At 64.6% G+C, this 22,950-nt stretch carries 24 protein-coding genes; 15 read left to right on the top strand and 9 right to left on the bottom strand.

The window, feature by feature from the left end; all coding sequences use genetic code 11:
* Position 1: 1 nt before the first annotated feature.
* On the bottom strand, positions 2 to 439 hold the full coding sequence (locus tag AC5Y21_RS25165) for a hypothetical protein (RefSeq protein ID WP_499916718.1): 438 nt from the start codon (positions 437 to 439) through the stop codon (positions 2 to 4).
* Positions 440 to 476: 37 nt separating this feature from the next.
* Positions 477 to 830: a Zn-ribbon domain-containing OB-fold protein gene (locus AC5Y21_RS25160; protein WP_499916716.1), complete on the bottom strand. Its 354-nt coding sequence runs from the start codon at positions 828 to 830 to the stop codon at positions 477 to 479.
* Between the two features lie 67 nt (positions 831 to 897).
* Between AC5Y21_RS25160 and AC5Y21_RS25155 the strand changes: the two genes are divergently transcribed.
* From AC5Y21_RS25155 to AC5Y21_RS25135, 5 genes are all read left to right on the top strand, one after another.
* Complete coding sequence (locus AC5Y21_RS25155) at positions 898 to 2,091, top strand: thiolase family protein (protein WP_499916714.1); 1,194 nt, start codon at positions 898 to 900, stop codon at positions 2,089 to 2,091.
* 22 nt (positions 2,092 to 2,113) lie between these two features.
* Positions 2,114 to 3,622 carry a FadR/GntR family transcriptional regulator gene (locus AC5Y21_RS25150; RefSeq protein WP_499916712.1) on the top strand — a complete coding sequence of 503 codons (1,509 nt, stop codon included), beginning with the start codon at positions 2,114 to 2,116 and terminating at the stop codon, positions 3,620 to 3,622.
* Between the two features lie 150 nt (positions 3,623 to 3,772).
* The gene (locus AC5Y21_RS25145; RefSeq protein WP_499916710.1) at positions 3,773 to 4,753 is read left to right on the top strand and encodes an anti-sigma factor RsbA family regulatory protein; all 981 of its coding nucleotides are present in this window, start codon (positions 3,773 to 3,775) and stop codon (positions 4,751 to 4,753) included.
* Positions 4,754 to 4,824: 71 nt separating this feature from the next.
* Positions 4,825 to 5,229: a DUF302 domain-containing protein gene (locus AC5Y21_RS25140; protein WP_499916708.1), complete on the top strand. Its 405-nt coding sequence runs from the start codon at positions 4,825 to 4,827 to the stop codon at positions 5,227 to 5,229.
* Positions 5,230 to 5,417: 188 nt separating this feature from the next.
* Positions 5,418 to 5,921 (top strand): homocitrate synthase, encoded by a 504-nt coding sequence (locus tag AC5Y21_RS25135; protein ID WP_499916706.1) that lies wholly within the window; start codon positions 5,418 to 5,420, stop codon positions 5,919 to 5,921.
* A gap of 68 nt (positions 5,922 to 5,989) precedes the next feature.
* On the opposite strand, the gene AC5Y21_RS25130 is transcribed toward AC5Y21_RS25135, so the two are convergent.
* Complete coding sequence (locus AC5Y21_RS25130; RefSeq protein WP_499916721.1) at positions 5,990 to 7,750, bottom strand: CocE/NonD family hydrolase; 1,761 nt, start codon at positions 7,748 to 7,750, stop codon at positions 5,990 to 5,992.
* Between the two features lie 234 nt (positions 7,751 to 7,984).
* Entirely contained in the window at positions 7,985 to 9,466 is a 1,482-nt protein-coding gene (locus AC5Y21_RS25125; RefSeq protein ID WP_499916704.1) for a cytochrome P450, read from the bottom strand.
* Positions 9,467 to 9,633: 167 nt separating this feature from the next.
* Here AC5Y21_RS25125 and AC5Y21_RS25120 point away from each other — a divergent pair, with 167 nt between their 5' ends.
* Both AC5Y21_RS25120 and AC5Y21_RS25115 read left to right on the top strand, forming a co-directional pair.
* Entirely contained in the window at positions 9,634 to 10,251 is a 618-nt protein-coding gene (locus AC5Y21_RS25120; protein ID WP_499916720.1) for a TetR/AcrR family transcriptional regulator, read from the top strand.
* Positions 10,252 to 10,277: 26 nt separating this feature from the next.
* Entirely contained in the window at positions 10,278 to 11,159 is an 882-nt protein-coding gene (locus tag AC5Y21_RS25115) for an SDR family oxidoreductase (RefSeq protein ID WP_499916702.1), read from the top strand.
* A gap of 117 nt (positions 11,160 to 11,276) precedes the next feature.
* On the opposite strand, the gene AC5Y21_RS25110 is transcribed toward AC5Y21_RS25115, so the two are convergent.
* Both AC5Y21_RS25110 and AC5Y21_RS25105 read right to left on the bottom strand, forming a co-directional pair.
* Entirely contained in the window at positions 11,277 to 12,371 is a 1,095-nt protein-coding gene (locus tag AC5Y21_RS25110; protein WP_499916700.1) for a DNA polymerase IV, read from the bottom strand.
* A gap of 8 nt (positions 12,372 to 12,379) precedes the next feature.
* Positions 12,380 to 13,003 carry a TetR/AcrR family transcriptional regulator gene (locus tag AC5Y21_RS25105; protein ID WP_499916698.1) on the bottom strand — a complete coding sequence of 208 codons (624 nt, stop codon included), beginning with the start codon at positions 13,001 to 13,003 and terminating at the stop codon, positions 12,380 to 12,382.
* A gap of 86 nt (positions 13,004 to 13,089) precedes the next feature.
* Here AC5Y21_RS25105 and AC5Y21_RS25100 point away from each other — a divergent pair, with 86 nt between their 5' ends.
* From AC5Y21_RS25100 to nrdE, 4 genes are all read left to right on the top strand, one after another.
* Entirely contained in the window at positions 13,090 to 13,650 is a 561-nt protein-coding gene (locus AC5Y21_RS25100) for an NAD(P)H-dependent oxidoreductase (protein WP_499916696.1), read from the top strand.
* 451 nt (positions 13,651 to 14,101) lie between these two features.
* Entirely contained in the window at positions 14,102 to 14,341 is a 240-nt protein-coding gene (locus AC5Y21_RS25095; RefSeq protein WP_499916694.1) for a redoxin NrdH, read from the top strand.
* 52 nt (positions 14,342 to 14,393) lie between these two features.
* Positions 14,394 to 14,876 (top strand): class Ib ribonucleoside-diphosphate reductase assembly flavoprotein NrdI, encoded by a 483-nt coding sequence (gene nrdI, locus AC5Y21_RS25090; protein ID WP_499916692.1) that lies wholly within the window; start codon positions 14,394 to 14,396, stop codon positions 14,874 to 14,876.
* Positions 14,846 to 17,011, top strand: coding sequence for a class 1b ribonucleoside-diphosphate reductase subunit alpha (gene nrdE / locus AC5Y21_RS25085; protein ID WP_499916690.1), 2,166 nt, complete (start codon positions 14,846 to 14,848; stop codon positions 17,009 to 17,011). Before nrdI ends, nrdE begins: the two co-directional genes overlap by 31 nt.
* Positions 17,012 to 17,054: 43 nt before the next feature.
* Here the strand turns inward: nrdE and AC5Y21_RS25080 are convergent, their stop codons facing one another.
* Positions 17,055 to 17,378 carry a DUF6966 domain-containing protein gene (locus AC5Y21_RS25080; RefSeq protein ID WP_499916688.1) on the bottom strand — a complete coding sequence of 108 codons (324 nt, stop codon included), beginning with the start codon at positions 17,376 to 17,378 and terminating at the stop codon, positions 17,055 to 17,057.
* A gap of 185 nt (positions 17,379 to 17,563) precedes the next feature.
* Here AC5Y21_RS25080 and AC5Y21_RS25075 point away from each other — a divergent pair, with 185 nt between their 5' ends.
* From AC5Y21_RS25075 to nrdF, 3 genes are all read left to right on the top strand, one after another.
* Entirely contained in the window at positions 17,564 to 18,316 is a 753-nt protein-coding gene (locus tag AC5Y21_RS25075; protein ID WP_499916685.1) for a TetR/AcrR family transcriptional regulator, read from the top strand.
* 186 nt (positions 18,317 to 18,502) lie between these two features.
* Entirely contained in the window at positions 18,503 to 20,068 is a 1,566-nt protein-coding gene (locus AC5Y21_RS25070) for a flavin-containing monooxygenase (protein ID WP_499916683.1), read from the top strand.
* Between the two features lie 212 nt (positions 20,069 to 20,280).
* The gene (nrdF, locus tag AC5Y21_RS25065) at positions 20,281 to 21,255 is read left to right on the top strand and encodes a class 1b ribonucleoside-diphosphate reductase subunit beta (RefSeq protein ID WP_499916682.1); all 975 of its coding nucleotides are present in this window, start codon (positions 20,281 to 20,283) and stop codon (positions 21,253 to 21,255) included.
* 225 nt (positions 21,256 to 21,480) lie between these two features.
* On the opposite strand, the gene AC5Y21_RS25060 is transcribed toward nrdF, so the two are convergent.
* Together AC5Y21_RS25060 and AC5Y21_RS25055 are read right to left on the bottom strand one after the other, a co-directional pair.
* Positions 21,481 to 21,750 carry a zinc ribbon domain-containing protein gene (locus tag AC5Y21_RS25060; protein ID WP_499916680.1) on the bottom strand — a complete coding sequence of 90 codons (270 nt, stop codon included), beginning with the start codon at positions 21,748 to 21,750 and terminating at the stop codon, positions 21,481 to 21,483.
* 691 nt (positions 21,751 to 22,441) lie between these two features.
* A complete protein-coding gene (locus AC5Y21_RS25055) occupies positions 22,442 to 22,711 on the bottom strand; it encodes a hypothetical protein (RefSeq protein ID WP_499916678.1) in 270 nt (89 codons plus the stop codon).
* On the opposite strand from AC5Y21_RS25055, the gene AC5Y21_RS25050 reads away from it, so the two are divergent.
* Complete coding sequence (locus tag AC5Y21_RS25050; protein ID WP_499916676.1) at positions 22,710 to 22,841, top strand: hypothetical protein; 132 nt, start codon at positions 22,710 to 22,712, stop codon at positions 22,839 to 22,841. The genes AC5Y21_RS25055 and AC5Y21_RS25050 overlap by 2 nt on opposite strands.
* Positions 22,842 to 22,950 lie beyond the last annotated feature (109 nt).

Below are 22,950 nucleotides of genomic sequence, written 5' to 3'. Positions count from 1 at the left end.
CTCAGCCTGCGCTGCGGCTGTCAAAGTACAGCGGAAGGAACAGCTCCGCCAACAGCAGGCAGCACACAGACCATCGCACCGGGGTGCTCAGCTTGAACGAATTGGCCGAGTAGACAACGGGGTTCCCGCGCCGCGCCTGCTCCTTCGCATCCAGGTAGACCCAGCCGGCGACGGCCCCCAAAATAATCAGAACAACAGCCGACACCGACCCGAAACGGACATAGGCGTCACCCGGAATCATCAAATGGAACGTGTTCATATATGCGAGCGCCCTTTCTCGAAGCTCGAATTGTGGACCCTGCAAAGCGCCCGGCATGCCGGTGAGCAGGAGCCCCATCCGGCCGGGCCGGATTGATCGTTGGGGAACAGTATGCACAGCCACGCAGGTGTGCGAGGGACAATAAAGCAAGTTGGCGAGCAGACGCAAAAGCTCCCACACGCTCGGCGTGTCGGGGGGCTTTTGCGTCTGTTCGCGCCTACACCGGCGCGAACAACGGCGCGCCGCCGGCGCCCCGCTCCGGCCGGGCATCCACGGACATCCCGCACTTCACCGAATCGGGTTCGCAGCCAACGATATTCGCGGCGACCCGAAGCCCACTCTGTTCGGCGAGCTCGACGATGGCGATCACATACGGCGTCGGGATCTCGGGGTTGTAGGGGTGGTGGTTGACGGTGTAGGTGAACACCGTGCCGTGTCCCGATACCGGGCGCGCCACCAACGGCCCCCCGCAATCGCGGCACTCGCCGGCGGGAGGATGCACCCAGCGCGCGCAGGCGTCGCAGTGTTCGACAAGCAATTGGTGAGAGGGAGAGGCCGACTCGGCTGACACGACCAATACAGTACACTCTATTTGTTTTCGCGCATGTGGCGGGCTTTGGTCTCACGGACGGGTGCAGATGAGCTATTTCGAAAAAGACGCGATCATATCCGGCATCGGCATCTCGCGGATCGGCCGTCGTACCGGCATTCCGGGACTCGAACTGACCATGGAGGCGGTGCGCGCCGCCATCGAGGACGCGGGTCTGGCCGCCGCCGACGTAGACGGCATCGCGACCCTCGGTGATACTCCGCCGGGCGAAGTCACTGCCGCCCTGCACATCGAAGCCGCGGATTGCGGAAGCGGATTCGGCACCGGTGGCCTGCTCAGCCCGGTGATGTCGGCGTGCCGTGCGGTCGCGGAGCGACGGGCCCGCCATGTGGTGATCTACCGGACGATTCAGATGCTCGGTGGCACCGTACCGGTGAAACAGGAAGAGAATGCTCCCGCCCCGCCCCTTGCGCGCATGTTTGAGACCCCCGAGGGCGCCGCACGTCCGGCAGTCGGTGCGATGGACGACGTCAACGATCTTGTTGCGGCCCAGGCTTATTCCGCGGCGAACTGGCTGGCGCTGAACTGCCGTCGTCACATGGAGTTGTACGGAACCACCAAAGAGCAGTTGGGCTGGGTGGCGCTCAACGGCAGGCGTAACGCCGCGCTGAATCCCCTTGCGGTCTACCGCGACCCGATGACGATGGCCGATTATCTGGACGCACGGTTGGTGTCGACGCCCTTCGGGCTGCTGGACTGCGACGTCCCCATCGACGGCTCGATTGCCGTGGTGGTATCGAACGCCGAGCACGCGCCTGACTGTCCGCACCGCGTGGTGGCGGTGGAGGCGATCGGCGGGTCCGACGGCGCCGGCGGGTGGTTCCACCGCGACGACTATCCCAAGATGGCCATGTCGGATGCGACGGCCCAGATGTGGTCGCGAACGGCGTTGAAGCCTGCCGACCTCGGCGTCGCCGAATTGTACGACGGGTTTACTTATCTCAGCCTTGCGTGGCTGGAAGCCCTCGGGGTTTGCGGCGACGGCGAGTCCGGCCCGTTCGTCGACGGCGGTGTGCGCATTGCCCGCGACGGTCAACTGCCGCTCAATACCTATGGCGGCCAACTGTCGGCGGGCCGCATGCATGGTTACTGGGCGCTGCACGAGGGTTGCTTGCAGCTACGCGGCGAGGCAGGGGAGCGGCAGGTGTCACAACGTCCGGAGGTCGGCGTCGTTTCCGTCGGCGGCGGCCCCGTCGCTGGATGCATGCTGCTCACATGCTGAGACAGTCTGCGGGAGAACGCAATTGAGTGTCCAGCCGGTCACCGACCGAGCGGATAAACGAGCTTCGCGGGTCGCCCGCCGCATCGAGGCGGACATCGTTCGCCGCGGCTGGACGGTGGGAGAATCGCTGGGATCCGAACAATCGCTGCAACAGCGCTATGGCGTGAGCCGGTCGGTGCTGCGGGAAGCAGTTCGCCTCGTCGAACACCACCAGGTCGCGCGGATGCGGCGCGGACCCAACGGCGGGCTGCTGATCTGCGAGCCGGACGCCGGTCCGGCGACCCGCGCCGTCGTCATCTACCTCGAGTACCTGGGCACCACGATCGCCGAACTGCTCAACGCGCGGCTGGTGCTTGAGCCGCTGGCGGCCTCTCTTGCCGCCGAACATATCGACGAAGCCGGGATCGAGCGCCTGCGAGCGGTACTGCAAACGGAAGCACACTGGAAGCCGGGCCAGCCCACGCCGCGCGACGAATTCCACGTCGCGCTCGCCGAGCAGTCGAAAAATCCCGTCCTGCAGCTGTTCATCGACGTATTGATGCGCCTGACCCGGCGCTACCTGCGGGACTCGGGCGGCCGCACGGCCGGCGTGGCCGTCGAAGGGATCGACCGGGTGCACCACGACCACACCGCGATCGCTGCCGCCGTCACCGCCGGCGATTTCGCGGGGGCCAAGACGCTCACCGAGCAACACGTGCAAGCGGTGACCGCATGGCTGCAAAGCCACCATGACAGGAAGAAGGCCTCCGCCAGCACAGCGCAGGCGAACAAGCCACGCCGGGCTGCCCATGTCGAGGCACCGCGCGAAAAGCTGGCGGAGGTACTGGCAGCCACCATCGGCGACGAGATCGCCGCCGGCGGCTGGCAGGTCGGTTCAGTTTTCGGGACCGAGACGGCCTTGCTGGAACGTTATCGGGTGAGCCGCGCGGTGTTTCGCGAAGCGGTGCGGTTGCTGGAGTTCCATACCATCGCGCAGATGCGCCGCGGACCCGGCGGCGGGCTGATCATCACGAAACCCCAGGCGCAGGCCAGCATCGACACCATTGCGCTCTACTTGCAGTACCGCAAGCCGAGCCGCGAGGACTTGCGCTGCCTCCGGGACGCCATCGAGATCGACAATGTCTCGAAGGTCACCGAGATGGTCACCGGAGTCGGCAAGCGGCGCAGCGAATCCGAGGTGGCGACCTTCCTCGCGACCCTCGACCGGTCGCGAAACGTCGCGCCCGGCTCGGCCACAGCCGCAAACACCGGAAACGATGTCAGCACGGCCGCCGTCGAGGAATACCGATTCCACGGCGGACTGTCGCAACTGGCCGGCAACGCGGTGCTGGACCTCTTCCTGCGGATAATCGTCGAATTGTTCCGCCGGCACTGGGCCAGCACCGGGCAGGCGCTACCTAGCTGGGGCGACGTCGTCGCCGTCGAGCACGCTCACGCACGGATTCTCGATGCGATCGTCGCCGGTGACGATAGCCTGGCCCGCCACCGCATCCGCCGCCATCTGGACGCCGCGGCGTCGTGGTGGCTGTAGCACGTGTGAGCGCGTCGGCGGGCGGCGGGCAAATGTGATTCCTGGCGGGATAAGCAGAATCACGTATATGAAACGCCCGCTTGGGGTATTTGCCTCAGCAAGTGCCGGTCCAGCGTGGCGCCGGTATATACCAAGGGCGGGGACGCTGAGATGACATTGAGCCTGGAGCGAATGGAAACCGAGCAACGAGGCTTCGTCCACTCCGCGCTGCAGTACCACTCTCAGCGTGAGTACGTGGATGTCGTGGTGGGTTTCGTCGTCGAAGGCCTGACGATGGATGAGCCGGTGCTGGTAGCGGTGCCGGGCGACGAGTTGGCTCTGCTGGCCGGCCATCTGTGGCGCGCCTGCGACGGACTGCCGGCCGATCTGCGGATGACCGATATCGCCGAGGTGGCCCGAAATCCCAGCCGGCTTCTGGCACTGGCGACTTCCTTCGCCGCGGAATACCCGGATCGGCGGGTGCGGATCGTCAGCCAAGTCGTCTGGCCCGGTCGTAGCACCGATGAACACCTTGCCTGCGCGCAGCACGAGGCTTTGGTCAACGCAGATCTAGCGGCCTACCCGGTTACACAGTTGTGCCTCTACGACGCAAGCCGGCTCGACGCGGATGTTCTGGCGGTCGCGCGCGCCACACATCCCACGCTGTGGAGCAGCGGATCGGCGCATCGCAGCGCCGACTACGCGCCCGACGAGGTGCTGGCCCGCTGCAACCAGCCGCTGCCTGCTCATCCGGGAGCCGTCACCTACATCGTCCGAGAGGGCGCCGACCTGCGGCCGGCGCGATCTTTCGCGGTCGACTACGCCGACTGGGTCGGGCTGTCCCGGGACGGCGCCGAGGATCTGCAGTTGATCGCCACGGAGTTGGCCACCAACAGCTTGATGTACACCCGCGGGTCTTGTCAGCTGGCCTTCTGGCGACACGACGACCATCTGGTCTGTGAGGCGCGCGACAGCGGACCCTTCGACGACCCGCTGACCGGACGCCGACCACCGGGCGCCGAGGGCTCGGCCAGCCGCGGACTGTTTTTGGTCAACGCCACGGCGGATTTGGTACGCACCTACACCACCGCGAGCGGCACCACTATCCAGGCGTATCTTCGGTTCGAACCGTCGCCTGGGCCTACCGGATAACGCAGCCGCTCGGTCAGGAGGGCCCGCTCTCGCGCTGGATTCAGCGGCTTCCGGCGAGAAGGGACAAGACAATGGGTGTTTCGCTATCGACGACACTGCACACCACGTTCGACGACGCCGTCGAGCGGACCCGGAAAGCGCTTGCCCGGCAAGGCTTCGGCGTGCTGACCGAGATCGACATGAAGGCGACCCTGAAAGCAAAGCTCGGGGAAGACATGGAGGACTACCTGATCCTGGGCGCATGCAATCCGTCGTTCGCTCACAAGGCGGTCAATGTCTACCGGCCCATCGGCGTGTTGCTGCCGTGCAATGTTGTTGTCCGTAAGGATCCGGACGCACCCGATTCGGTGATCGTCGACGCGATGGACCCCAAATTGATGGTCGACGTGACCAAAGAGTCGGGGCTGAGCGAGATCGCCGACGAGGTGCGCGACCTGCTCAACGAAGCCCTTCAGGAGGTCTCTCAGGGTTCGTAGTCAGCGCGGTTCCGAGCAAATGAACTTGCCCCACCCGCGCACGCGAACTACTGTCGGGCCTCGTGCGTCTTCTTAAGCGTGCCGTAGTAGCCAGTACCCGCAGCGGGGTCTGATCCAGACCGACCCCCCGCTGTGGGTCGGAAGCTACTGCCGTCGGTCACTCCTTTTGACCAGAGAAGACCGGCACAATGACAGCTCTTTTTCCCTCCCTGAGCGCCGACGCGTGTCAGTGCGGCGCCAACGCGTGGTTCGGCGACCATTTCGGCGCCGCGTTGCCGCGCGGTCTACGCGAGCACGCCGAAGCAATGTCGTGGGACAGCTTCGTCGCGACCTACGGCCACACCGCAGGCCCGCTGCGGCTGCGCCATTGGGCCTGCACCGACGAGCGGCCCGCCGGCCGGCTGGGCCCGCAGGCCCGCCATTTCCGGGCCATGATCGCCGTCGGCGATCGGATCAGCAGCGCGACGGCCTCGGCGAGCGGACCGATCGCGGCGCTCACCGCGATGCTGCACGGTCGCGGCATCAAGATCGAGACGTTGAAGTTCCACCAGCTGCGGTCTGGCGGGGATATCGCGACCTTCATCTGCGGCACAAACGGGAACCGGGCGCAGTGGGCGATGGGCTGGTCGGACGATCCGACGCAGTCCGCGCTGCGCGCAGTGATCGCCTGCGCCAACCGACTGCTCACCTAAGTGTGCCGAGCAGACGCAAAAGCACGCGACACGCCAGGATTTCGGGTGCTTTTGCGTCTGCTCGCCAGTTAAAGCGCGTCCGGATCGGCCAGCGGGATGACGAGATGCGACGGGGTAGGGCCACCTTGATGCAGTCGGTAGCGACCGCCGGCGAGGGCGCGACGGGCGGGCTTGGTGGGCACCAGATGCGGAAAGTCGTAGGTGGTGACTGTAAGGCGCAGCCGGTGACCGGGCGCGATCAGCGCGGCCGTCGGGAAGATCTCCACGTCGTAGCGGGTGAGCTCGCCCGGGACGACGGGCAGCGCGGCCGAGCGGGTGCTGAAGTGATGCGGCCTCAGCACGGTGCCGTCGGGCAGATACCAGGTGCGCTCGGGGTCCAGCGCCCGATGCGAACCGAGTAACGCTCCCTGGGTGAGTGGGCGGCTGGCCCCGTCGGGAGCAACGTCATCCAGATGCGCGACCCACATTGTCTCGGTCGTGGTAGCCGTCGCGTGGACGGTCAGCGTGATCGGTCCGGCCACCAGCCGCGCGTTGGTGAACGGCTCCGTGGTGTAGGTCAGTGCTCCGCGTTGCAGGCGCCGGTTGTCCTGGTCGTAGCGAATGGCCCGGCCCCGGCGGGTCGACATGTAACTGTTCATGCCCAATGTCCACTGCTCCAGGCTGCGGCCCGACACTGGACCCCTGGCCAGGTAGTCGAGAGTCGCCATGGTGGTGTCCGGTGAGCTGTCGGGGCTCAGGCGGCCCGGGTCGGACAGGTAGTAGCGGGTGGGCGTCGCCTCGGACAGCGGATAGGTGTCGGTGCGGTACCACCGGGTGCTCCCAATCGCTTGGAAGACGAACGGCGAACCCGACATGGCTGCGGCGGGTTGGTCGTTGAGCCAGTGGTCGAACCAACGCAGCTGCAGCGCGTTGAGGTGCAAGCCGCCGAAATCCGAGACGTGGTACCAGGGGCCCATGATCAGCCGCACCCGATCGGATAGCGGCTGGCCGGGCTGCATCGGCGCCTCGTCCGGCCGGCCGGCGATAGCGTTCTGCAACGCCGCGTAGTTCAGCGGAGCCCCGCGCTGAAATGCGTCGTGCCATCCCCCGACGAGGAATACCGCGACGCCGTTGGCGGCGATTTTGGGCAAGACCATGGCCGGCCGCATTGCGTCCCAAAACGGCCCGTCGCACGCGGTCTCGCCGCCGGCCAACGCATCGGCGATCAGCGGGCGAAAGTACTGTCGCTGGGCGCGTCCGCGCTGCCGGACCGCGGAGAAGCCACCGGAACGCGGTCGCGTGTGACCGCCGCGGGTGAGCAGCTCCAAGGTCGGGTTGACCACGTTGAGCAGGGTGTAGGTGGCCCCGTAAGCGCGCACCGTGCGCAGGTGTGACACCCCGCCCATCGCGGCGGCGTCGCGGTAGAAATCGCGGGCCGCCATCACCGGAAAGATCGCTTTCAGCGGGGAGTCCGCGCCGACCGCGGCCGCGGTGAACAGTTGATTGATCGCCAGGTAGGAGATCCCGAACATGCCGACGCGGCCGCTGGAGTTGGGCAGCGTGGCAGCCCAATTCACCAGCTCTACGCCGTCCTGCGTCTGGCGATCGCCGAACATCTCGAAGGAACCGGCGGACGCGCCGGTCCCGCGAACGTCGACCATCACCTCGATATAGCCACGTTTGACCAGGTAGGGAGTGGCGCCACCGCCGATCTGCGCCGCCGGCGGCGGTGCCTTCTTGCCATACGGCGTGATCGACAGCAGCACGGGGAATGGACCGGTCGCGGGCTGTCCGGTCTCCGGAACGGTGGGGTAGTGGATGTCGGCACGCAGCACGATGCCGTCGCTCATCGGCACCGCGACGTTGTGCCGGACGCCTACGCCGTATGTCGCCGGACGTGGCGTCCAATCCGGCGTAATTGGGGACGGGCTGGTTCTGCGGGCACGCCTGCCGGCGCTTTTCAGGGCGTTGCGCCTAAGGCGCAGCCCGGATCGCACCACTGCCATGCTTACCTCCTTACGGCGAGCAGTCGCAAAGCCCCTATTTCGCAACGAAATTGGGGGCTTTTGCGACTGCTCGCGAGATTACAGCGGACGCAGCACGATCGGCATGCCGTCCATCGGGATCGGCATGCCGCCGTAGTCCCAGCGCGGCTGGTAACCGGGCCGCGGCAATTCCAGCCGGTATTTCCGCAGCAGGCGATGCATTATCGTCTTGACCTCCAGCCGCCCGAACACCATTCCGATGCACTTGTGCGCGCCGCCGCCGAACGGCGAGAACGCATAGCGGTGTCGTTTGTGCTCGCTGCGCGGCTCGGTGAACCGCTCCGGATCGAACTTCAGCGGGTCCGTCCACAACTCCGGCAACCGGTGATTCATCCCGGGATACGCGATGACGTTGGTGCCCTTGGGGATGAAGTAACCCAGCAGGTCGGTGTCGCGCACCGTTTGCCGCATCGCCCACTGCACCGGCGTCACAATCCGTATCGACTCATCCATGACCAGGTCGAGTGACTCCAGCTTTTCCAGCGACTCGATGTCGAGCGGACCGTCGCCCAGGCGGTCGGATTCGTCACGGCAGCGCTGCTGCCACTCCGGGTGGGCGGCGAGGTGGTAGGCCATCGTCGTCGCGGTCGACGTCGACGTGTCGTGGGCGGCCATCATCAAGAAGATCATGTGGTTGACGATGTCCTCGTCGGAAAACTTGTTGCCGTCCTCATCTTCGGTGTGGCACAACACCGACAGCAGGTCGTTGCCCTGCTTGCCGCGTTGTTCCTTGACTCGCTCGCGGAAGTAGTTTTCCAGCAGTTCGCGCGCCTTGAGGCCGCGCCACCAGGTGAACGGCGGAACACTGGTGCGGATGACCGCGTTGCCGGCGCGGGTGGTGACGGTGAATGCCTTGTTGACCTTGGTGACCAGCTCGTGGTCGGTGCCGGGCTCGTGACCCATGAACACCATCGAGGCGATGTCGAGGGTGAGCTCCTTCATCGCCGGATAGAGCAGGAAGCGCGCATCGTTGGCCACCCAGTCGTTGGCGACCACCTGCGATACCACCTCGTCCATCTGCTCGACGTAGCTGACCAGCCGCGAGCGGATGAAGGCCTCCTGCATGATCCGCCGGTGGAACATGTGCTCGTCGAAGTCGAGCAACATCAGTCCCCGGTGGAAGAACGGCCCGATCACCGGCACCCAGCCTTGTTGGGAGTAGTCCTTATTGCGGTTGGAGTAGATGATCTGCGCGGCGTCCGGGCCTAGCGCAGCGACACCCGGCAGCACCGGAGAATCGCCGAATACGACGGGCCCCTTGGTCCGGTACAGGTGCAACACGTAGTCCGGCCCACCGCGCAACATCTCGATGATGTGGCCGATGATCGGCAGCCCCGCGTCGCCGAGAACCGGCTTGAGCCCGCTGCCCTCCGGCGGCTCGGCGAGCTTTTTCTCCGGAAACTCCGTGCTCAGCAGTCTGCGTTCCACCAGTCCCATGCCGGGAAAGTTGTTGATCGACGGCGTGAACCGGCGCCGCGCCTGGTCCAGCAGGTATTGCGGGGTGCTGATGGTGGCGACCATTAACGCTCCTTTGCGGGTCCGCTACTGGTGAGCGGTGTCACTAATTATTCATACTTCGGATAAACTTGACGCCTGTCAAGTTTGCTTTTCGGGTGTGGTGGTGCAAGGTCAGGATGTGATCCAGGGTGAATAGCGCCGCCAATCACCAAGCCGCCAATCGGGAGGCCATGCCGGCAATGCGCCGGCGCGGTGACAAGCAGAGACAAGCGATCCTGCAGGCGGTGCGGGAGCTAGTGGAGGAAAGGCCGTTCGCCGAACTGTCGGTCAGCACCATCAGCCAGCGAGCCGGCGTGGCCAGATCGGGTTTCTACTTCTATTTCGACTCCAAGTACTCGGCGCTCGCGCAGATACTGGCCGAGGCGGCTGAAGAACTCGAAGAGCGCACGCAGTATTTCGCCCCGCGTCAACCGGACGAGTCACCGGAGCAGTTCGCCAAGCGGATGGTCGGCAGTGCCGCGGCCGTCTACGCACACAACGATCCGGTGATGATGGCCTGTAATACCGCTCGCCACACCGACATCGAGATCCGCGACATTCTCGAGCAGCAGTTTCAGGTGGTGCTGCGGGAGATCGTCGCCGTCGTCGACACCGAGGTGAAAGCCGGAACCGCCAACCCGATCAGTGACGACCTGCCGACGCTCATCCGCACCCTAGCGGGCACCACCGCATTGATGTTGACCGGCGACCATCTCCTGGTCGGCCGCGACAGCGACCTGGACCGCCGCGTGCGGGTGCTCGAACAGTTGTGGCTCACCGCGCTATGGGGCGGTTCGCCCAAGACGTAGTTGTTACCGCCGGTATCGTCACCGGCATGGTTCAGACGGCTCAGCAGTTCAAGGGGCGGTACTTCTCAGGAAAGCGGTGTTTTGTCACCGGTGCGGCCAGTGGGATAGGCCGAGCCACCGTATTGCGGCTGGCGGCCCAGGGCGCCGAGTTGTATCTGACCGACCGCGACGCCGACGGCTTGGCGCAGACCGTATCCGACGCACGCGCGCTGGGCGCGGAGGTGCCCGAGCACCGCGCCTTGGACGTCTCCGACTACGACCAGGTGGCCGCGTTCGCGGCTGACATCCATGCCGCCCACCCCAGCATGGACGTCGTGATGAACATCGCGGGCGTCTCGGCCTGGGGGACCGTTGACCGCCTCACCCACGACCAGTGGAGCAGGATGGTCTCGATCAACCTGATGGGCCCGATCCACGTGATCGAGGCGTTCCTCCCGCCGATGGTGGCGGCCGGCCGCGGCGGGCATCTGGTCAATGTTTCGTCGGCGGCCGGCCTGGTCGCGCTGCCCTGGCACGCCGCCTACAGCGCCAGTAAGTACGGACTGCGCGGGCTTTCCGAAGTGCTGCGCTTCGACCTGGCCCGGCACCGCATCGGGGTGTCGGTGGTGGTGCCCGGCGCGGTGAAGACTCCGCTGGTCAACACGGTGGAAATCGCAGGCGTGGATCGCGAAGACCCCGACGTCAGCCGGTGGATCGACCGATTCAGCGGTCACGCCGTGTCGCCGGAGAGGGCGGCCGAGAAGATCCTGTCCGGCGTCGCCAAGAACAGATACCTGATCTACACGTCGCCGGACATCCGGGCGTTGTATGCATTCAAGCGGCTGGCGTGGTGGCCCTACAGTGTGGCGATGCGGCAGGTGAACGTGGTGTTCACGCGCGCGCTTCGGCCCAGTCCGGCGCGACGTTAGCAGTCCCTATGGTGGCGACCCGCTGCGCCCGGCTGCGCCGCGCTTGCGATCGCCACTACTCCCTATGGTGGCGACCCGCCGCGCCCGCTGCGCCGCGCTTGCGATCGCCACTACTCCCTATGGTGGCGACCCGCTGCGCCCGGCTGCGCCGCGCTTGCGATCGCCACTGTTAGGCATCTCGAGTTCCAGCCGGACACCCAGCAACCGGATCGGCCGGTCCAGCTCGAACAGGTCCAGGACGTGTAGTGCAGCCGCGACGATGACGTCGGAATCGGTGCTGGGCATCGCCAGCTTGCGGATCTTGGTGCGGGTGTAGAACGTCGCGGTGCGCACGGTCACCGCGACCCGCGTCACGATCCGCCCCTCTGCGACTACGTCGTCGAGCGCGCGACGGGCCAGTTCCGTTATCGCCGAGTCCATTTCGGCTCGTTCGGTGAGGTCGCGCGGAAACGTGACGACGTGGCTGCGCGAGCGCGGCACCCATGGCTCGGCGCTGACGTCGGTGTCGCCGCCACCCTTGGCGAGCAGCAACAGCGAAAGTCCGGTGCGCGCACCAAACGTGGCCGTCAGCACCTCGGCGTCGCTGTGGGCAAGCTGCCAGACGGTCGTGATCCCCAGGGCGGCAAGCTTTTTCGCCGTCTGTGGGCCGACGCCCCATAGCGCGTTGACCGGACGATCCGCCATCAACGTCATCCAGTTCGCGTCGGTGAGGGCAAAGACCCCGGCCGGTTTCGCGAAGCCGGTGGCGACCTTGGCGCGCTGTTTGTTGTCGCTGATGCCTACCGAGCAGGACAGCCCGGTTTCGGTTGAGACGACGGTGCGGATCTGTTCGGCGACTTCGGCGGGATCGGCAGGGGCGGCCACCCCGACGTAGGCCTCGTCCCAGCCCCACACTTCGACTGGGTGTCCGAGATCGCGCAGCAACCCCATCACCTGGCCGGACGCTTCGTCGTAGGCGGCTGGGTCGGACGCCAGGAATGTGGCGTCCGGGCAGCGGCGGGCTGCCTGGCGCAGCGGCATTCCCGCGCGCACGCCGAACTCGCGGGCTTCGTATGAGGCGCAGGTCACGACCTTGCGGGGTTCGTTCGGATCGCCGTTGCCGCCCACGATGACCGGAAGCCCGTCCAGTTCGGGGTGGCGGCGCAGTTCGACGGACGCCAGGAACTGGTCGAGGTCCACGTGCAGGATCCAGAGCGGTGCAGGCGTGGCCATTTCCGGACTCACCGCCCGCAAAGCTTGCGCGCCAGACTCTCCCATGCCTTGCCCAGCGTCTCGAGGGTGTGACCGCCGTGGTTGAGCTGGTGCTCGACGTAGTCGACGTCGAGGAGGGCCAGCAAAGCGTCGGTCTGTGCGTCGAGGTCACCGCTGGTGTGCGCCGACTGCAGCAACACCCGCACGTGCGTCCGGTTCACCGCGGCAGCCCCGGCCCCATAGCGGGTCTGCGGGTCGCGGTGGGCCGCCGACAGCAGCGCATGGTGAGCGTGGACGAAGCACATGCGTTCCCGGCCGAACGCCGCCAGCCGGTCCAGCGGCGGTGTGTCGGGTCCCAGCGGCGGCGGCCCGAACAGGAAGGCCTGCTGACTGGCCCGTTCGTCCTCGTCGAGAAGCACCATCATCAGACCCGCCCGGCTGCCGAAGCGGCGGAACAGTGTGCCCTTGCCGACGCCGGCGGCCGCGGCGATGTCGTCCATCGTGACGGCGTCGGCGCCGCGCTTGGCGACCAGGGCGCGGGCAGCCTCGAGCAGCAGCGCCCGATTGCGTGCTGCGTCACTTCTCTCTTGTGCAGGTTCTGGTGTCAGGTCCTGCGGAGCGGACACCGGCAACTCGCCCAACCGCTCGCTCACCCCTGCACTGTAACGCGGATGGAATAAACCGGACTATAGTCCGGTTCCGTCGTGCAAAGATATAGATCACAAGTGAAGGGAACGACATGTCCGACATCAAGGTCTTGGCGCTAGTGGGCAGCCTGCGCGCGGCGTCGATCAACCGCCAGATCGCCGAGCTGGCCGCGGCGGTCGCTCCGGAGGGCGTCACCGTCACCGTCTTCGAAGGGCTGGGCGAGCTGCCGTTCTACAACGAGGACATCGACTCCGCGATGAATGCCGAAGTCGAGCAGCCACCTGCCCCGGTGGCCGCACTGCGCGCCGCGGCGGCCGATGCCGACGCGGCCCTGGTGGTAACCCCGGAGTACAACGGCAGCATCCCCGCGGTCGTGAAGAACGCGATCGACTGGCTCTCGCGCCCCTTCGGGGCTGGCGCGTTGAAGGACAAGCCGTTGGCCGTCATCGGCGGGTCGCTGGGCCGCTATGGCGGGGTGTGGGCCCACGACGAGACCCGCAAGTCGTTCGGCATCGCCGGCGCGCGCGTGGTCGACGCGATCAAGCTCTCGGTGCCCTTCCAAACGCTGGGCGGAAACGCCGCCGCGGAGAATGCCGAGCTCGTGGCGAATGTGCGCGACGTGGTCGGCAAACTCGCCGCCGAAATCGGCTGACAGCGGCATCCCCGTCGGCTTTGCTGGAGGCCGCCGTGCGGACGGCGCGAACGACGCTCACGCCAGCACTTGTCGGTGGCCCCTGATATACCGGAGCGTATGGGCACGGGCGACGGCTGTTGTGATCTGCGACACGCCGGGCGCCACGCGACACACGGCTCACGACCAGGGAATTTCAGGAATGTTATTCAGAAGATCTTGTATCTCGACAACTTGTCACCCACTAGGTGTAGTGTTTCCAGCGCCGGCAGAACCCAGGATCACCGAGCCAGCCAGGCCTGGTGGACCTCCCGGAATCGGCTCGGAGATGTCGAAGCATTAGCTTCGGCACGACGGCCGAAAAACGGGAATTTTGGGGCTTGACGGGCCGCTGAATACAGCGCAGACGCATCACCCGAGTAGTTGCCAGTTCGTTACTGTCCCCACCTTCCGCAAAGGAGCGGCATCCGCGATGAGCATCACCGTCTACACCAAGCCCGCATGTGTTCAGTGCAGCGCCACCTACAAGGCGCTGGACAAGCAAGGCATCGCCTACGACGCGGTCGACATCACCCTCGACTCCGAGGCGCGGGACTACGTGATGGCGCTGGGGTATCTGCAGGCTCCCGTCGTGGTGGCAGGAAACGACCACTGGTCGGGTTTCCGGCCGGATCGGATCAAGGCGCTCGCAACGGCCGCGCTGAGCGCCTAAGCGGCAGACGATTGGTTAGGAGGTTGCGGTGCAGTCGCGCAACCCAGGTTGGATGAGTGGCGACCCGCTTGCGCCGCGCTTGCGATCGTCACTGGTCTACTTCTCCAGCGTGTCGGAGAACACCCATCGCTTCGTCCAGAAGCTGGGTGTTCCCGCCACGCGGATACCGCTGCACGGCCGCATCGAGGTCGACGACCCGTACGTGCTGATACTGCCCACGTACGGCGGCGGGCGCGCTGACCCGCACCTCGACCTAGAAACAAATGCCGGTGGCTACGTCCCCAAGCAAGTCATCGCCTTCTTGAACAACGAGCACAACCGGTCGTTGATCCGCGGCGTCATCGCTGCGGGCAACAACAATTTCGGCGCCGAATTCGCCTATGCGGGCAACGTGGTCTCCCGCAAGTGCGGCGTCCCATACCTCTATCGATTCGAACTGATGGGAACCGCCGACGACGTCGACGCCGTCCGCGCGGGCCTGGCTGACTTCTGGAAGGAACAGACGTGCCCCCAACCGTCACTGCAGAGCCTGTAACCGCGTCCACCCACGGGCTGCCCGACGAAACGGATTACCACGCGCTCAACGCGATGCTGAATCTGTACGACGCGGACGGCAAGATTCAGTTCGACAAGGACCGGGAAGCCGCCCATCAGTACTTTCTGCAGCACGTCAACCAGAACACCGTCTTCTTTCACAATCAGGACGAGAAGCTCGACTACCTGATCCGCGAGAACTACTACGAGCGTGAGGTTCTCGACCAGTACTCGCGCAACTTCGTCAAGACGTTGCTGGACCGCGCCTACGCCAAGAAGTTCCGGTTCCCGACGTTTCTCGGGGCGTTCAAGTACTACACGTCCTACACGCTGAAGACATTCGACGGGAAGCGCTATTTGGAGCGCTTCGAGGACCGGGTGGTCATGGTGGCGCTCACCTTGGCGTCTGGTGACACCGGGCTGGCCGAGAAGTTGGTCGACGAGATCATCGACGGCCGGTTCCAGCCGGCCACGCCGACATTCTTGAATTCGGGCAAGAAGCAACGCGGTGAGCCAGTGAGCTGCTTCCTCCTTCGCATCGAGGACAATATGGAGTCGATCGGACGGTCGATCAACTCGGCGTTGCAGCTGTCGAAGCGCGGTGGGGGAGTTGCGCTGCTGCTGACCAACATTCGTGAGCATGGCGCGCCGATCAAGAACATCGAGAATCAGTCGTCGGGCGTCATCCCGATCATGAAGCTGCTCGAGGACTCGTTCTCCTACGCCAACCAGCTGGGGGCGCGCCAGGGCGCCGGCGCCGTCTACCTGAACGCCCATCACCCCGACATCTACCGTTTCCTGGACACCAAGCGTGAGAACGCCGACGAGAAGATCCGGATCAAGACGCTGTCGCTCGGCGTGGTGATTCCGGACATCACCTTCGAGCTGGCCAAACGCAACGACGACATGTACTTGTTCTCGCCTTATGACGTCGAGCGGGTCTACGGCCTGCCGTTCGCCGACATCTCGGTGACGGAGAAGTACTACGAAATGGTCGACGACGCGCGTATCCGCAAGACGAAGATCAAGGCGCGGGAGTTCTTCCAGACGCTCGCCGAGCTGCAGTTCGAGTCCGGCTACCCGTACATCATGTTCGAGGACACGGTGAACCGCGCCAACCCGATCGACGGCAAGATCACGCACTCGAACCTGTGCTCGGAGATCCTGCAGGTGTCCACGCCGTCGGTGTTCAACGACGACCTGTCGTATGCCAAAGTGGGCAAAGACATTTCGTGCAACCTGGGGTCGCTGAACGTCGCCAAGACGATGGACTCACCGGACTTCGCCCAGACAATTGAGGTGGCGATCCGCGCGCTGACCGCGGTGAGCGACCAGACCCACATCACGTCGGTGCCCTCAATCGAGCAGGGCAACAACGACTCCCATGCCATCGGGCTGGGGCAGATGAACCTGCACGGCTACCTGGCCCGCGAGGGCGTCTTCTACGGCTCCGAAGAAGGCGTCGACTTCACCAACATCTACTTCTATACGGTCCTGTATCACGCGCTGCGCGCCTCCAACCGCATCGCGATCGAACGGGGCGCGCACTTCAAGGGCTTCGAGCGGTCCAAGTACGCGTCGGGGGAGTTCTTCGACAAGTACATCGACCAGACCTGGGAGCCCAAGACCGAGAAGGTGCGTCAGCTGTTCGCGGACGCAGAGATCCGCATCCCGACGCAGGAAGATTGGGGCCGGCTGAAGGAGTCGGTACAGGCGCACGGCATCTACAACCAGAACCTGCAGGCGGTGCCGCCGACCGGGTCGATCTCCTACATCAACCATTCGACATCGTCGATCCACCCGATCGTGTCGAAGGTCGAGATCCGCAAGGAAGGCAAGATCGGGCGCGTCTACTATCCGGCGCCTTACATGACCAACGACAACCTGGAGTACTACCAGGACGCCTACGAAATCGGTTACGAGAAGATCATCGACACCTACGCGGCGGCCACTCAGCATGTGGACCAAGGGCTTTCGTTGACGTTGTTCTTCAAGGACACCGCCACCACCCGCGACGTGAACAAGGCGCAGATCTACGCCTGGCGCAAGGGAATCAAGACGCTGTACTACATCCGGCTGCGCCAGATGGCACTGGAAGGGACCGAGGTCGAGGGCTGCGTGTCCTGCATGCTGTGAGTTCGGCTTCGGCGCAGTTCAGTGGTATGGAACGGCCGTTTCATCAGTCGCGGATTCCAAGCTGCCGAGCCGTCTGAGAGGCGATGGCGGCGACACGGGACCGGAGCCGGCCGAGTTCATCGTCGAGACAGAGGTCGTTGAAGCTGCCCATTCCGCCGAAAGCCGACAGCAGGTCTTTGATCCCGTACGGGTCTCCTCGGGCGATCCGCTTTCGACTTGCGCTGAGCCGCGCAGCCCAGCGCGCACCGTCCGTCCAGGCAGTGCCGACGTCGATGCCGGGGAGCCGTTCGGTGAGTTCGTCGAGGGCGCTTAGCAGTTCGACTGGCACCTCGACCTCCCGATCTCGACCGGCTCCCGCTGTCTGCATGGGGTTGATCATGCACCCGTGGCGGTTGGGGCGCGAATACCCATCTAAGGCACTCGCCGAGCGTGCACTCACTGCGAAAAAGTGTGCGGGATTTCGCGCTGAGTACACGTTCGGCGACGGAGGCATCCGGTTGCGCCGCGCCAGTCTGCCCAGGTCGGCAGCCGTAGCGCGGTAAGGTGCTTGACGTGGTGAGAATGCCTCGACCTTCTAGACCGCACCACTCCAGCGCGAAGCCAGGAGTGAAGGTCGACGCGCGCAGCGAACGCTGGCGTGAACACCGCAAGAAGGTGCGCGGCGAAATCGTCGAGGCTGCGTTCCGCGCAATCGAACGCCTGGGCCCCGATGTGAGCGTGCGGGAAATCGCCGAGGAGGCAGGCACCGCCAAGCCCAAGATCTACCGCCACTTCCACGACAAGTCCGACCTGTTCGAGGCGATCGGGGAACGCCTGCGCGACATGCTGTGGGGAGCGATTTTCCCGAACATCGACCTGGCCCGCGACTCGGCCCGCGAGGTTATCCGCCGCAGCGTCGAAGAGTACGCCAACCTTGTCGACAAGTACCCCAATGTGCTGCGGGTCTTCATCCAGGGCCGCTTCATGGCCCAGTCCGAGGCGGCGGTGCGCACGCTGAACGAAGGCCGGGAGATCACGCTAGCCATAGCCGAGATGTTCGACAACGAGCTGCGCGAGATGGAGTTGAGCCGCGATGCGCTGGAACTCGCGGCGTTCGCTGCCTTCGGATCGGCCGCGTCGGCTACCGAGTGGTGGCTGGGCCCGGAGCCCGACAGCCCGCGGCGCATGCCGTCTGACCAGTTCGTCGCACATCTGACGACGATCATGATGGGAGTCATCGTCGGGACCGCCGAGACGCTCGGCATCACCATGGATCCTGACCAACCTATCCACAGCGTGGTACCGAGCAACCCCGCCGTGAGCTGAGCAACAGGCGGCGTTGATCAGCATTGGCAGGCGTTGACATCGTCACGACCATCGATAACACTCGTCCTAACCGATACCCTGGGTACTGGGTATTTGTTCGGTAATTGCACGGCCAGGCGTCTCCAGCCACCAGACGCGCCAGCAAACGCCCCAGCCGACACAGGCCTCAATAAGAAGGACCAGCCAATGACTGATACCGCGATTCCCGTGACCGAAGCGGAGTCGACGCACAGCCAAAACCACAAGCCGGTGCACACCCGCGTCGTGATCATCGGGACCGGGTTCTCCGGCCTCGGTATGGCCATCGCCCTGCAGCGGCAGGGGGTCGACTTCGTCATCTTGGAGAAGGCCGACGACATCGGCGGCACCTGGCGGGACAACAGCTACCCCGGCTGCGCGTGCGACATCCCGTCGCACCTGTACTCGTTCTCCTTCGAACCGAAGCCGGACTGGAAGAACCCGTTCTCCTATCAGCCGGAGATCTGGGACTACCTCAAGGGCATCACCGAGAAATACGGCCTGCGCCGCTACATCGAGTTCAACTCCCTGGTCGACCGCGGGCACTGGGACGAGGACGAATACCGATGGCACGTGTTCACCGCCGACGGGCGGGAATACGTCGCTCAGTTCCTGGTCTCGGGGGCCGGCGCGTTGCACATTCCGTCCCTTCCCGACATTGACGGTCGTGACGAATTCGCCGGCCCCGCATTCCATTCCGCGGAGTGGGACCACAGCGTCGACGTGACCGGCAAGCGGGTGGCGATCATCGGGACGGGCGCCAGCGCGATTCAGATCGTGCCCGAGATCGTAGGGCAGGTCTCCGAACTACAGCTCTACCAACGCACTCCGCCCTGGGTGGTGCCGCGCTCCAACCCAGACATCCCGATTGCGCTGCGCCGGGCGATGGCCACTGTGCCGGGGCTGCGGGCGCTGGTGCGTCTCGGCCTCTACTGGGCCCAGGAGGCGCTGGCCTACGGCATGACCAAGCGGCCGAACGCGCTGAAGTTCATCGAGGCCTACTGCAAATACAACATCCGCCGCTCGGTCAAGGACCGCGAGCTGCGTCGCAAGCTGACGCCGCACTACCGCATCGGTTGCAAGCGAATCCTGAACTCATCCACCTACTATGGCGCCGTCGCGGACCCCAAGACGCAGCTGATCACCGAGGGCATCAGCCGAATCACGCGCGACGGGATCGTCACCGCTGACGGAATCGAACACCAGGCTGACGTGATCGTCTACGCCACCGGCTTCCACGTCACCGACTCCTACACCTACGTCCAGATCAAGGGCCGCAACGGCGAGGATCTGGTGGACCGCTGGAACCGCGAAGGCATCGGTGCGCATCGTGGGATCACCGTCGCGGACATGCCCAACCTCTTCTTCTTGCTGGGACCGAATACCGGCCTGGGGCACAACTCCGTGGTGTTCATGATCGAATCCCAGATCCGCTACGTGGCCGACGCGATCGCGACCTGCGAGAAGCTGGGCGCCCAGGCGCTCGCCCCTACGCGCGCGGCCCAGGACCGGTTCAACGACGAGCTGCAGGCCAAGCTGTCCGAGTCGGTGTGGAACAGCGGTGGCTGCAGCAGCTGGTACCTCGACGAGCACGGCAAGAACACCGTGCTGTGGGGCGGCTACACCTGGCAGTACTGGAGGGCCACCCGCGGGGTCAAGCCCGCCGAGTACCAGTTCGACGGAGTCGGCAAAGGCTCAAAGACCGATCGACGCCGGGTGCTGGCCGCCGGCTAGGCGTGTTGGCCGCTAAGGGTGCCGAGCAGACGCAAAAGCCCCCAGTTCAGCGCCGAATTGGGTGCTTTTGCGTCTGTTCGCGCCACTTTGCCCGGGCGTGCCTTCGCGACACGCAAACACAACCTCTTGTGTTGCCCCGCCTTGTCGGACCCCAGGGGTAGTGTTTGAGGTCCAGGTACGTAACGCAATCCGGCAGGTGAAGTGGGGTTTCGGTGACCGAAAACATGAAGCTGATCGACCGGGTCTCGGCGATCAACTGGAACCGGCTGCAAGACGAGAAGGATGCCGAAGTCTGGGACCGGCTGACCGGAAATTTCTGGCTTCCCGAGAAGGTGCCGGTGTCCAACGACATCCCGTCGTGGGGCACGTTGAACGCCGGTGAGAAGCAGTTGACCATGCGGGTCTTCACCGGTCTGACCATGCTGGACACCATCCAGGGGACTGTGGGCGCGGTCAGCCTGATCCCGGACGCGCTGACTCCGCACGAGGAAGCCGTGTACACGAACATCGCGTTCATGGAGTCGGTGCACGCCAAGAGCTACAGCCAGATCTTCTCCACGCTGTGTTCGACGGCCGAAATCGACGACGCGTTCCGCTGGTCGGAGGAGAACCCCAACCTGCAGCGCAAAGCCGAGATCGTCCTCAAGTACTACCGCGGCGACGAGCCGCTGAAGCGCAAGGTGGCCTCCACGCTGCTGGAAAGCTTCCTTTTCTACTCGGGCTTCTATCTGCCCATGTACTGGTCGAGCAGGGCCAAGCTGACCAACACCGCCGACATGATCCGGCTGATCATCCGCGACGAAGCCGTACACGGCTACTACATCGGCTACAAGTTCCAGCGCGGCCTGCAGCTGGTCGACGAGTCCAAGCGCGCCGAGCTCAAGGACTACACCTACGAGCTGCTGTTCGATCTGTACGACAACGAGGTCGAGTACACCCAAGACCTGTACGACGAGGTCGGGCTCACCGAAGACGTCAAAAAGTTCTTGCGGTACAACGCGAACAAGGCGCTGATGAACCTTGGCTACGAGGCATTGTTCCCTCGCGACGAAACGGACGTGAACCCCGCGATCCTCTCAGCGCTGTCGCCCAACGCCGACGAGAACCATGACTTCTTCTCCGGGTCGGGGTCCAGCTACGTCATCGGCAAAGCCGTCGTCACCGAAGACGAGGACTGGAACTTCTAAAGACGCAGCTGCCCGCTCGGGCACGTCTGGCAAACTTGTTGAGGTGGCGGAATCAGGCGTCGTGCCCACCCCGCGCCCACAAGTTGCCCACATTTTCGCGTGAGCGTGCGTTATTTAGGGCCGTTACACCTCACCATCGTGAATTCCCCATGCGCTTCAGTCGCCGGGGAATCTGACGTAGTCGGCAGTTTCTCGTGAACTTTGGTCGACGGTGTATCTGACACGCTATGGGTTGAGGTCTTGGCCACAGTGCCTGCAAACAATAGCTTTACGGGTGAATTTGCCGCAGGCGGGGCATTTCTTAAAGTCGGCGTCGCTATCGGTAGCGGCCGGACCCCTATAGTTCATATAGGCGAAGTAGACGCCCAGAGCAAGAAATAAGGCTCCCACCCCTGCGCCACTGAACAGCAGAACCAGGCCGACGACAACCTCGCCAATGGCAAGACGCCATTGGCGACCACCCAGAACTTTTTCGTCGGTGACAGTTGCTCCCACATCGGCCCAACCTTCCAAACTCGCGGGTATGCCGGTCGCCGAATGTGCTCCATCATGCTCGGGGGTCGGTAGTGGTGGCCGACAATGCGTAGGGTGCAACAGGATGCTTGGAAGATTCTTGGCGCAGGAGAAGCGGTCGGCGGCCCTGGCCGGGGTATGCAAATCCACAGTAAAGACCACCCCGGACGAGCCTGCGGCTCGTCCGCTTTTCGCCAAGCGGTTTGAAAGCGACGCTGTTACAACACATTCAGACAAGGCTCACACCGAGTTCACGCGTGAATGGCCGTGAATGGGATTGAAACGCAACGATATTGAGGTCGATGGTGGGAGCACGACACGGCATGCGACGGCCATACAACGAGAGGTGTCGTTGTGGGGATTGCACCGCCGCTAATGCCGCTTACCAGCAGCAATGGCGCGCGAGGCGGGCTGGCTGTACGGACAATGACCGACGGCCGTCCTTGACTCTCAGCTCTTGGACTCGCCCCCCCTGTACCCGCTACATGCGCCGGCCCCACGCTGTCATCGTCTCGGTCCGACTCTGGGGCCTGCGCAGCGGGCTGCTCATCGGCCGGAGACTTCGCCGCACCGCCTGGTGTATCTGCGGGGCTGGCTGACTTGTAGTCCGGATCGGCGACCGGACCCGCGGCGCCACCGGCGTTCGCGTCACCGGCGCTTTGCGAACTCTGTGCTACTTCGCCAGCTTCTTGGCGGCCTCGTAGGGCGGCATAGCACTTCCAGTGTCTTGCGGGGGCAATTCCCCGGTGCCGCCGTAGGTTTCAGAGGCCGTGGGATCGCTGGTTGGGGGGTTGGCGTCTTCGTCGACGGTTCCAACTGGGCGGCCTTCTCCACCGGGTTCAGGTGTGTCCTCTCCGGTGTCGCGCGCGCCGCTGCCCAATTCCGGGTTGTCGAAGTGTTCGAGCCGCGCATCTGCGGACTCATCGGGATTTTGATTGGGCATGTTGTACCTCCTTGAACTTGCCTCACCTAGCAGCAGCGAGGCGTATGTCGCCGGATACAAGGAACCGTTCGTCGAAAACGGCTGCACTGAGGCCGCATATCAGGCGCGCGCGGCGCCGGCGCTGTCCTGACGCGGCTACCGAGGGCGTTCTGCTATGCACCAGCTTGCTCAGCGTGTAGCTCACGCCATGCAATCGCATCTGCGACACGTCATTTCCTAGGGAGCATGTCGTTGGGGGT

The sequence above is a fragment of the Mycobacterium sp. NGS41 genome, assembly GCF_059812725.1.
Note: the sequence above shows the minus strand (reverse complement) of the source record. Positions and strands in the feature narration are given on the sequence as shown.